Here is a 9,224-nt window from a genome sequence, read left to right as displayed (position 1 = left end):
GGCGGGCGCCGTCGCCGCGGCGGTGGGGGGCGCCGGCCGGGGCGGCTCCGGGCCGGTGCGTATCGCCGCCGTCGGTGCCGGCCCGCCGGGACCCCGCCGACATCGCGGAGCGCATCCGTCACCTGGGCGAGCTGCATCAGGCGGGCCTGGTGACGGACGCGGAGTTCTCCACGAAGAAGGCCGAACTGCTGGCGGAACTCTGAGCTACTCCCGGCCGGCGGAGGTGAACGTCATGTCCGCGTACCGGTCTCCCGCCACCTTCGCCGCTATCGGCTCCAGCAGGGACAGCTGGTCCTCGGTCAGCGCGATGGTCGCCGCTCGCGCGTTCTCCTCCACGCGGCCCGGCTTGCGGGTGCCCGGGATGGGGATCACGGGGAGACCGTGCACCGCCGCCTGCTGCTGGACCCAGGCGAGCGCCACCTGCCCGAGCGACACGCCGTGGGCCTCGGCCACCGTGCGGATCGGCTCCAGCAGAGCCGCGTTGGCGGCCGCGTTCTCACCGGTGAAGCGGGGCTGCTGACGGCGGAAGTCGCCGGCGGTCAACTGCGTGTCGGGGTTGGTGAAGGCCCCGGTGAGGAAGCCACGGCCGAGCGGGGAGTACGGCACCAGGGCCACGCCCAGGTCGCGGGCGGCGGGCACCACCTGTGCCTCGATGTCCCGGCTGAACAGGGACCACTCCGACTGCACGGCCGCGATCGGGTGCACGGCGTGGGCGGTGCGCAGTTCCTGGGCGGTGACCTCGCTGAGCCCGAGGTGCTTCACCTTGCCCTCGCGCACCAGCTCCGCCATGGTGCCGACGCTCTCCTCGATCGGCACGTTCACATCGCGCCGGTGCATGTAGTAGAGGTCGATGACGTCGACGTCCAGACGCTTCAGGCTCGCCTCGACGGCCTGGCGGATGTACGGCGGGTCGTTGCGGATGATCCGCCGGGTGGGGTCGTCCGGCGGGATCGACAGGGCGAACTTGGTCGCGATGACGACCTGCTCGCGGTGGGCCTGGAAGAACGGCGAGAGGAACCTCTCGTTCTCGCCCTGGCCGTAGGCGTCCGCCGTGTCGAAGAGCGTGACGCCCAGCTCCAGGGCACGCTCCAGGGTGGCGCGCGACTCCTTCGCGTCGGAGGGGCCGTAGGCGAAGCTCATGCCCATGCAGCCGAGGCCCTGGACGCCGACCTCGAGGCCGCTCCCGCCCAGAGGTGCGGTCGGGATCCTGCCGTCGGTCATCGGACCTTCTCCCCCTCGTAGGCGCGGGCGCGCTCCGCGTCCGCGTAGAAGCTGATCTTCCGGTCCAGCACCGCGAGCGTGTCCTGCAGCTCCGCGATCCGGGCCAGTACGTCGCGCCGGGTCTCCTCCAGCAGCTCGAACCGCTCGCCGTAGGTGTGCTCGCCCTCGCGCACCAGTTCCGCGTAGCGGACCATGTCGGCTACCGGCATTCCGGTGAGCCGGAGCTTGCCCACGAGGTCGAGCCAGTCGAGGTCGCGGTTGCTGTACCGGCGCTGGCCGGTGTGGGAACGGTCGACGTGCGGCATCAGGCCGATGCGCTCGTACCAGCGCAGGGTGTGCGCGGTCAGCCCGGTGAAGGCGACGACCTCGCTGATGGTGTAGCTGTCCTGGCCTTGCGGGCGCCGGTGCGGATGGGGCGGGGCGCCGCAACTGTCGGTCCTGGTAGGGGTGGTCTCCATCACCGTCATGGCCTCAACGCTATGGCCTTGGAGTGCACTCCAAGCAAGCGGAATCGGTAAGAAACAGCCCCCAGCCTGACCCCACGAGAAGCAGGAAGGGGAAGCGGCTTAGGCTCGTCGGCATGTCCTTGCAGAGCCTCGCGCTGATCGAAAACTGGCCGGTTCCCGTCGCCGCGGCGGGTGTGGTGCGGGCCGACGGGACGGTGCCGGGCACCCACGGCCCCGTCGACCGGCGTTTCCCGCTGGCCTCGGTGACCAAGCCGCTCACGGCGTACGCCGCGCTCGTCGCGTACGAGGAGGGCGCGATCGAGTTCGACGAGCCGGCCGGGCCGACCGGCTCGACCGTCCGTCATCTGCTCGCGCACACCTCGGGTCTCGCCTTCGACGAGCACCGGGTGACGGCCCCGCCCGGCGAGCGGCGGCTGTACTCCAACGCCGGTTTCGAGCAGTTGGGCGACCACATCGCCAAGGCCACGGACATCCCGTTCGCCGAGTACCTGCGGCAGGCGGTGCTGGAGCCGCTGGGCATGACGTCCACCTCGCTGGAGGGCTCCCCGGCGAAGGACGGCGTCTCGACGGTGGCCGACCTCCTGCGCTTCGCCGCCGAGATCCAGGCCCCGCGCCTCCTCGACCCCCGCACGGTCGCGGAGGCGATGACCGTCCAGTACCCGGGCACCAAGGGCGTCCTGCCGGGCTACGGCCACCAGAACCCCAACGACTGGGGCCTCGGCTTCGAGATCCGTGACGCCAAGTCCCCGCACTGGACGGGCTCCTCGTCCTCCCCGCGCACCTTCGGCCACTTCGGCCAGTCCGGCACGTTCCTGTGGATCGACCCGGACGCCGGGTGGGCGGGCGGGAACGGCACAGGGGTCGCGTGCGCAGCTCTGACGGATCGCGCGTTCGGCCCGTGGGCGATCGAGGCGTGGCCGCCCTTCACGGACGCGGTGCTCGCGGAGGTGTGACGCCGGTCCCGGCGGGCCTCCGGGCGAGCACCTCCGAAGCGAGCCGCTCGATCGCGGGGCGCAGCGGGCGGGGCTCGCCGAGCGGACGCCAGTCCTCGACGGAGACGGGCACGCCCAGCGAGCGGATCCGGTCCGCGAGCGAGCCGAAGGCCCCGTTGTCGCGCACGGCCGTGACGAAGACGACGGCGTCGCAGCCGGTGGCGGTGAGCCGTTCCAGGAACTCGGTCACGAACGCGGCCGGGTACTGCCTGGGGCAGGTGCGCGCGTACATCGAGAAGACACCGATGCGCACGTGCCGGTCCGCCGAGACATGGACGACCAGTGGTTCGCCGATCCCCGCCTCGGGATGCGGTTCTACCAGCTCGCCCGGTTGCAGGTCGCCGGCCAGGCCGTCCCTGACGCGCGTTTCGAGGAGCAGCATCTCGATCAGTTCCAGCAACGGCTCCTCCGAGTCGCCGTAGGCCGACTCGATGATCTCCCGCAGCCGCTGGGCCTCCCCCTCGGGCAGCCGTGCCGCCGTCCGGTCGACCGCCTCGTTGCGGCGCACCGCCAGGTGCAGTTCGAAGTCCCGCAGTTTCGCCCCGACGATCGGCATCCCGCTGACCGCGATCAGCAGGAACAGCGCGCCGGCGGCCAGCATGGCCACGCTCCCGGCCTGGTTGCCGCCCGTGAACACCGCGGCGACCCCGGCGGCGGCCAGCGCTCCGCCCACACCTCCCGCCACCTGCCGCTGTCTTCTGGTCAGCGGGACCGGCTCGGAGTGGCGGCTCGCGTCGGCCTCGACCTGCGGTGCATCCCCCTCGGACATGGCGCCGATGATAGGTCAGCCGCCTTGCGGTGCAAGGGAGTTGGCAGGGATCAACCGTTCATCTCCCACAGCAGCACCTCGGCCCGCGTCAGCCCGACCGCCTCCAGGCCCTCGGCGTCGGTGATACGCGCCGCGTCCCCCGTCGCCAGCTCCTGCCCCCCGAGCCGTACGTCGCCGCGCACCACGTGGACGTACACGAACGCGCCGTCCGGTACCGCCGTCCGCTCCCCCGGGCCCAGGCGCCGCACGTGGAGCATCGCGCCCGCCTCCGGGACCGCGTACGGGGTGGAGTCGGCGATGCCGTGGACGATCTCGTACGACGGGTCGCCACCGGGTTTCAGGGGGGCCAGCCACATCTGGACGAAGGTCAGGGGGGCGGGGCCGTCGTTGCGTTCCACGTGCCGTACCCCCGCCGCAGCGCTCAGCCGCTGCACGTCCCCGGGGCGCACGGTCGTGACGTGGCCCTCGGAGTCGCGGTGGGTCAGCTCGCCCTCGACCACCCAGGTGACGATCTCCGTGTGGCTGTGCGGGTGTTCGTCGAACCCGGCGCCGGGGGCCAGCCGCTCCTCGTTGCAGGCGATGACCGCGCCGAAGCGGAGGTTGTCGGGGTCGTAGTGCGGGCCGAAGGAGAAGGCGTGCCGGGACTCGATACCGGCCGCCGCGTCGCCCCCGGGATAGCGCTCCGCAGCGCGCCGTACGTCCATCACGTACCCCAAGGTAGCGGCGCGGCGGGAGCCGTGCGGGGGTCACCCGCAACCCTGCTCGGCACACTCCCGTCCGGATAAGGCAGTCTTGTCCCGTGCCCGAACCCGAAGCCAGCAAGCCCGAAGCCACCCGGTCCGACGTCCATCCGCACGCGGCGACCCTGAAGCGGCTGGAGAAGTCCTCCGGGAGCCTCGCCGCGCAGGCCATCGCGCGGATGGACGAGACGCTGCCGTGGTACCGGGCGATGCCCCCGGAGAACCGTTCCTGGATCGGGCTGGTCGCCCAGGCAGGTATCGCCGCCTTCACCGAGTGGTTCCGGTACCCCGACGCCCCGCAGGCCATCTCCACCGACGTGTTCGGGACGGCGCCGCGCGAGCTGACCCGGGCCATCACGCTGCGGCAGACCGTGGAGATGGTGCGCACGACCATCGAGGTCATGGAGTCCGCCATCGACGAGGTGGCGGCGCCCGGCGACGAGAACGTGCTGCGCGAGGCCCTGCTCGTCTACGCCCGTGAGATCGCCTTCGCCACCGCCCAGGTCTACGCCCAGGCCGCCGAGGCACGCGGTGCCTGGGACGCCCGGCTGGAGTCGCTCGTCGTCAACGCGGTGCTCAGCGGGGAGGCCGACGAGGGGGCCGTGAGCAGGGCCGCCGCCCTCGGGTGGAACGCGCCCGAACATGTCTGCGTGGTGCTGGGGACCGCCCCCGACGGGGACTCCGAGCTGACCGTGGAGGCCATCCGGCGCGCCGCCCGGCACGCCAAGCTCCAGGTGCTCACCGGGGTGCTCGGCGACCGGCTCGTCGTCATCGCCGGCGGCAGCGACAACCCGATCGGCGTCGCCAAGTCGCTGATCGGCCCTTATGCGGCCGGACCGGTGGTGGCGGGTCCCGTCGTACCGGACCTGCTGGCCGCCACCCGGTCCGCGCAGGCCGCCGCCGCCGGCCTCAAGGCGTGTTCCGCCTGGCAGGACGCGCCGCGCCCGGTACTGGCGGACGATCTGCTTCCGGAACGCGCGATCGCGGGTGACCCGAGCGCCCGCGAGCAGTTGGTGGAGGAGATCTACAGACCGCTGGAGGAGGCCGGCTCGGCACTTCTGGAGACGCTCTCCGTCTACCTCGAACAGGCGTCCAGTCTCGAGGGCGCGGCCCGGATGCTCTTCGTTCACCCGAACACCGTGCGCTACCGGCTTCGACGTGTGACTGACGTCACCGGTTGGTCACCCTCTGATGTACGCTCCGCTTTCACCCTGCGCATCGCGCTGATCCTGGGGCGTCTGGCCGTTGGGGATCTCCCCGCCTAGTCTTTTGTCGGGGATCCACAAAACCCCCTCGTGTTCTTCGTCCTTGTCCCCACGGGCGGCCCGGGCCGCCCTCAAGAGAGAGTGTGAGAGTGCTCGTACTCGTCGCTCCCGGCCAGGGCGCCCAGACGCCCGGCTTCCTGACTCCCTGGCTCGAACTCCCCGGTGCCGCCGACCGCGTCGCCGCCTGGTCGGACGCCATCGGACTGGACCTCGCCCACTACGGCACACAGGCCGACGCGGACGCGATCCGGGACACGGCTGTGGCCCAGCCGCTCCTCGTCGCCGCCGGAATCCTGTCCGCCGCGGCACTCGGTGACATGTCTCCGAACGCCGTCGCCGGTCACTCCGTCGGTGAGATCACCGCCGCCTCCTTCGCCGGCGTCCTCGACGACACCGCCGCGCTGACCCTGGTCCGCAAGCGGGGTCTGGCCATGGCGGACGCCGCCGCGATCACCGAGACCGGGATGTCGGCGCTGCTCGGCGGCGACCCCGAGGTGACCGTCCCGCACCTGGAGAAGCTGGGCCTGACCCCGGCGAACGTCAACGGCGCCGGCCAGATCGTCGCCGCGGGCACACTGGAGCAGCTCGCCGCGCTGAACGAGGACAAGCCCGAGGGCGTCCGCAAGGTCGTCCCGCTGAAGGTCGCCGGCGCGTTCCACACGCACCACATGGCCCCGGCGGTCGACGCGCTGGCGAAGGCCGCCGCCGACCTCACCCCGGCCGACCCGAAGGTCACGTACGTCTCCAACAAGGACGGCCAGGCCGTCGCCACCGGTGCCGAGGTGCTCGAGCGGCTGGTCGGCCAGGTCGCCAACCCGGTCCGCTGGGACCTGTGCATGGAGACCTTCCAGGAGCTCGGCGCCACCGCCCTGATCGAGGTCTCCCCGGGCGGCACGCTGGTCGGCCTCGCCAAGCGCGCGCTGCCGGGCGTGAAGACCCTCGCGCTCAAGACCCCCGACGACCTCGACGCGGCCCGCGCGCTCATCGCCGAGCACGCTTCAGCCTGACGCCCTAAGGAGCCGTACGAACATGTCGAAGATCAAGCCCAGCAAGGGCGCCCCGTACGCGCGCATCCTCGGCGTGGGCGGCTACCGTCCCACCCGGGTGGTGCCGAACGAGGTGATCCTCGAGACGATCGACTCCTCCGACGAGTGGATCCGTTCGCGCTCCGGCATCCAGACCCGGCACTGGGCGAACGAAGAGGAGACCGTCGCCGCCATGTCGATCGAGGCGTCGGGGAAGGCGATCGCCGACGCCGGCATCTCCGCCGAGCAGATCGGCGGCGTCATCGTCTCGACGGTCTCGCACTTCAAGCAGACCCCGGCCGTGGCGACCGAGATCGCCGACAAGCTCGGCACGGACAAGGCCGCCGCCTTCGACATCTCGGCGGGCTGCGCGGGCTTCGGTTACGGCCTGACCCTCGCCAAGGGCATGATCGTCGAGGGCAGCGCGGAGTACGTCCTCGTCATCGGCGTGGAGCGGCTGTCCGACCTCACCGACCTGGAGGACCGGGCGACCGCCTTCCTGTTCGGCGACGGCGCGGGCGCGGTCGTGGTGGGCCCGGCCACCGAGCCCGGGATCGGCCCGACCGTCTGGGGCTCCGAGGGCGACAAGTCGGAGACCATCAAGCAGACCGTGCCGTGGACCGAGTACGACAGCACGGGCAAGTTCCCTGCGATCACGCAGGAGGGCCAGGCGGTGTTCCGCTGGGCCGTGTTCGAGATGGCGAAGGTCGCCCAGCAGGCGCTGGACGCGGCCGGAATCACCCCGAACGACCTGGACGTCTTCATTCCCCACCAGGCCAACGAGCGGATCATCGACTCGATGGTGAAGACGCTGAAACTGCCGGAGCACGTCACGGTCGCGCGTGACGTACGCACCACCGGCAACACCTCGGCCGCCTCGATTCCGCTCGCGATGGAGCGGCTTCTGGCGACCGGTGAGGCGAAGAGCGGCGACACCGCGCTCGTCATCGGCTTCGGGGCGGGTCTCGTATACGCCGCGACTGTCGTTACCCTCCCCTAGGCACTGCGTGCCGGATCACGAACGGTCCGGGCACGCAGAGCACTGCCAAACCCTCTGGATCACATAGAAGGAGCGCCTGACATGGCCGCCACTCAGGAAGAGATCGTCGCCGGTCTCGCCGACATCGTGAACGAGATCGCCGGCATCCCGGTTGAGGACGTCCAGCTGGACAAGTCCTTCACCGACGACCTGGACGTCGACTCGCTGTCCATGGTCGAGGTCGTCGTCGCCGCCGAAGAGCGCTTCGACGTCAAGATCCCGGACGAGGACGTCAAGAACCTCAAGACCGTCGGCGACGCGACCGACTACATCCTCAAGCACCAGGCCTGAGCCCTGCTCGGGCCGGGCGCTGAACCGGCCCCGCCACCCGGCGGTGGCGCCGCTTAATCCTCGTAATTGGAGAAAGAATTCCCGTGAGCTCGACCAATCGCACCGTGGTCGTCACCGGTATCGGCGCAACCACACCGCTGGGTGGCGACGCAGCCTCTACCTGGGAGGGCCTGATCGCCGGCAAGTCCGGTGTGAAGCCCCTGGAGCAGGAGTGGGCCGCCGACCAGGCGGTCCGCATCGCCGCGCCCGTCGCGGTGGAACCGACCGAGGTCATCCCCCGCCCGCAGGCCCGCCGCCTGGACCGCTCGGCGCAGTTCGCGCTGGTCGCGGCCAAGGAGGCGTGGGCGGACGCCGGTTTCGAGGGCAAGGCCGGTGAGGACCCGAAGGTCGACCCGGACCGCCTCGGCGCCGTCATCGCCTCCGGCATCGGCGGGGTGACGACCCTCCTCGACCAGTACGACGTGCTGAAGGAGAAGGGCGTCCGCCGTGTCTCCCCGCACACCGTGCCCATGCTGATGCCCAACGGCCCCTCGGCCAACGTGGGTCTGCTGGTGGGCGCCCGGGCGGGCGTGCACACGCCGGTCTCCGCGTGCGCCTCCGGCGCCGAGGCCATCGGCTACGCCATCGAGATGATCCGCACGGGCCGCGCCGACGTCGTCGTCGCCGGTGGCACCGAGGCGGCCATCCATCCGCTGCCCATCGCCGCGTTCGGCAACATGATGGCGATGTCCAAGAACAACGAGAACCCCGAGGGCGCCTCGCGTCCCTACGACGTCGCGCGGGACGGTTTCGTCCTCGGCGAGGGCGCCGGAGTGATCGTCCTGGAGTCCGCCGAGCACGCCGCCGCGCGCGGTGCCCGGGTGTACGCCGAGGCGGTCGGACAGGGCATCTCCGCCGACAGCCACGACATCGTGCAGCCCGAGCCGGAGGGGCGGGGCATCTCGCACGCCCTGCAGAACCTGCTGGAGCGCACCGACCTGGACCCGGCCGAGATCGTGCACGTCAACGCGCACGCCACCTCGACGCCGGCCGGTGACATCGCCGAGCTCAAGGCCCTGCGCAAGGTGTTCGGCGACGACGCGGACCACATGGCGGTCTCCGCGACCAAGTCGATGACCGGTCACCTGCTGGGCGGCGCCGGCGGTGTGGAGACGGTCGCCACCGTCCTCGCGCTGTACCACCGGGTCGCCCCGCCGACCATCAACGTCGAGAACCTCGACCCGGAGGCGGAGGCCAACGCCGACGTCGTCCGCGGCGAGGCCCGCAAGCTGCCCGTGGAGGGCCGTGTCGCCGCGCTGAACGACTCGTTCGGCTTCGGCGGGCACAACGTGGTCCTGGCGTTCCGGACGGTCTGAGAACCGCCCGTACGCCGGCCCCCGCACAACCGAAGGGCCCTCACCGCCCGGTGAGGGCCC

General features: G+C 71.5%; 11 protein-coding genes. 7 read left to right on the top strand and 4 right to left on the bottom strand.

From position 1 onward, the window contains the following. A partial coding sequence (locus ABZ453_RS46240; RefSeq protein WP_359025358.1) for an SHOCT domain-containing protein occupies positions 1–203 on the top strand: 203 nt, incomplete at its 5' end. Between the two features lies 1 nt (position 204). On the opposite strand, the gene ABZ453_RS46235 is transcribed toward ABZ453_RS46240, so the two are convergent. Both ABZ453_RS46235 and ABZ453_RS46230 read right to left on the bottom strand, forming a co-directional pair. Continuing rightward, entirely contained in the window at positions 205–1,221 is a 1,017-nt protein-coding gene (locus tag ABZ453_RS46235; RefSeq protein ID WP_359025356.1) for an aldo/keto reductase, read from the bottom strand. Continuing rightward, positions 1,218–1,688: a MerR family transcriptional regulator gene (locus ABZ453_RS46230; protein WP_359025354.1), complete on the bottom strand. Its 471-nt coding sequence runs from the start codon at positions 1,686–1,688 to the stop codon at positions 1,218–1,220. The genes ABZ453_RS46235 and ABZ453_RS46230 overlap by 4 nt, the downstream gene beginning before the upstream one ends. 113 nt (positions 1,689–1,801) lie before the next feature. Here ABZ453_RS46230 and ABZ453_RS46225 point away from each other — a divergent pair, with 113 nt between their 5' ends. Next, complete coding sequence (locus tag ABZ453_RS46225) at positions 1,802–2,641, top strand: serine hydrolase domain-containing protein (protein WP_359025352.1); 840 nt, start codon at positions 1,802–1,804, stop codon at positions 2,639–2,641. On the opposite strand, the gene ABZ453_RS46220 is transcribed toward ABZ453_RS46225, so the two are convergent. Both ABZ453_RS46220 and ABZ453_RS46215 read right to left on the bottom strand, forming a co-directional pair. After that, positions 2,613–3,449, bottom strand: a complete 837-nt coding sequence (locus ABZ453_RS46220) for a hypothetical protein (protein ID WP_359025350.1) — start codon at positions 3,447–3,449, stop codon at positions 2,613–2,615. The two genes, ABZ453_RS46225 and ABZ453_RS46220, sit on opposite strands and share 29 nt — an antisense overlap. 50 nt (positions 3,450–3,499) lie before the next feature. Continuing rightward, complete coding sequence (locus ABZ453_RS46215) at positions 3,500–4,153, bottom strand: pirin family protein (RefSeq protein ID WP_359025394.1); 654 nt, start codon at positions 4,151–4,153, stop codon at positions 3,500–3,502. Between the two features lie 95 nt (positions 4,154–4,248). Here ABZ453_RS46215 and ABZ453_RS46210 point away from each other — a divergent pair, with 95 nt between their 5' ends. From ABZ453_RS46210 to fabF, 5 genes are all read left to right on the top strand, one after another. Further along, the gene (locus ABZ453_RS46210; protein ID WP_359025348.1) at positions 4,249–5,454 is read left to right on the top strand and encodes a helix-turn-helix domain-containing protein; all 1,206 of its coding nucleotides are present in this window, start codon (positions 4,249–4,251) and stop codon (positions 5,452–5,454) included. An 89-nt stretch (positions 5,455–5,543) separates the two neighbouring features. Continuing rightward, entirely contained in the window at positions 5,544–6,461 is a 918-nt protein-coding gene (locus tag ABZ453_RS46205) for an ACP S-malonyltransferase (RefSeq protein ID WP_359025346.1), read from the top strand. Positions 6,462–6,483: 22 nt separating this feature from the next. Beyond that, complete coding sequence (locus tag ABZ453_RS46200; protein ID WP_359025344.1) at positions 6,484–7,479, top strand: ketoacyl-ACP synthase III; 996 nt, start codon at positions 6,484–6,486, stop codon at positions 7,477–7,479. 81 nt (positions 7,480–7,560) lie between these two features. After that, positions 7,561–7,809, top strand: coding sequence for an acyl carrier protein (locus ABZ453_RS46195; protein ID WP_015660680.1), 249 nt, complete (start codon positions 7,561–7,563; stop codon positions 7,807–7,809). 83 nt (positions 7,810–7,892) lie between these two features. Continuing rightward, on the top strand, positions 7,893–9,164 hold the full coding sequence (gene fabF / locus ABZ453_RS46190; protein ID WP_133041242.1) for a beta-ketoacyl-ACP synthase II: 1,272 nt from the start codon (positions 7,893–7,895) through the stop codon (positions 9,162–9,164). Positions 9,165–9,224: the final 60 nt, after the last annotated feature.

The organism is Streptomyces sp. NPDC005799, assembly GCF_040630525.1.
Classification (GTDB): Bacteria; Actinomycetota; Actinomycetes; order Streptomycetales; family Streptomycetaceae; genus Streptomyces; species Streptomyces griseorubiginosus_B.
This window is presented reverse-complemented; position numbering and strand designations above follow the sequence as displayed.

What these genes read in the sequence shown, in the direction of transcription:
- ABZ453_RS46220 (WP_359025350.1), bottom strand. Translation starts at nt 3,449, where the DNA reads ATGTCCGAGGGGGATGCACCGCAGGTCGAGGCCGACGCGAGCCGCCAC.
- ABZ453_RS46195 (WP_015660680.1), top strand. Translation starts at nt 7,561, where the DNA reads ATGGCCGCCACTCAGGAAGAGATCGTCGCCGGTCTCGCCGACATCGTG.
- ABZ453_RS46225 (WP_359025352.1), top strand. Translation starts at nt 1,802, where the DNA reads ATGTCCTTGCAGAGCCTCGCGCTGATCGAAAACTGGCCGGTTCCCGTC.
- ABZ453_RS46230 (WP_359025354.1), bottom strand. Translation starts at nt 1,688, where the DNA reads ATGACGGTGATGGAGACCACCCCTACCAGGACCGACAGTTGCGGCGCC.
- ABZ453_RS46235 (WP_359025356.1), bottom strand. Translation starts at nt 1,221, where the DNA reads ATGACCGACGGCAGGATCCCGACCGCACCTCTGGGCGGGAGCGGCCTC.
- ABZ453_RS46215 (WP_359025394.1), bottom strand. Translation starts at nt 4,153, where the DNA reads ATGGACGTACGGCGCGCTGCGGAGCGCTATCCCGGGGGCGACGCGGCG.
- ABZ453_RS46200 (WP_359025344.1), top strand. Translation starts at nt 6,484, where the DNA reads ATGTCGAAGATCAAGCCCAGCAAGGGCGCCCCGTACGCGCGCATCCTC.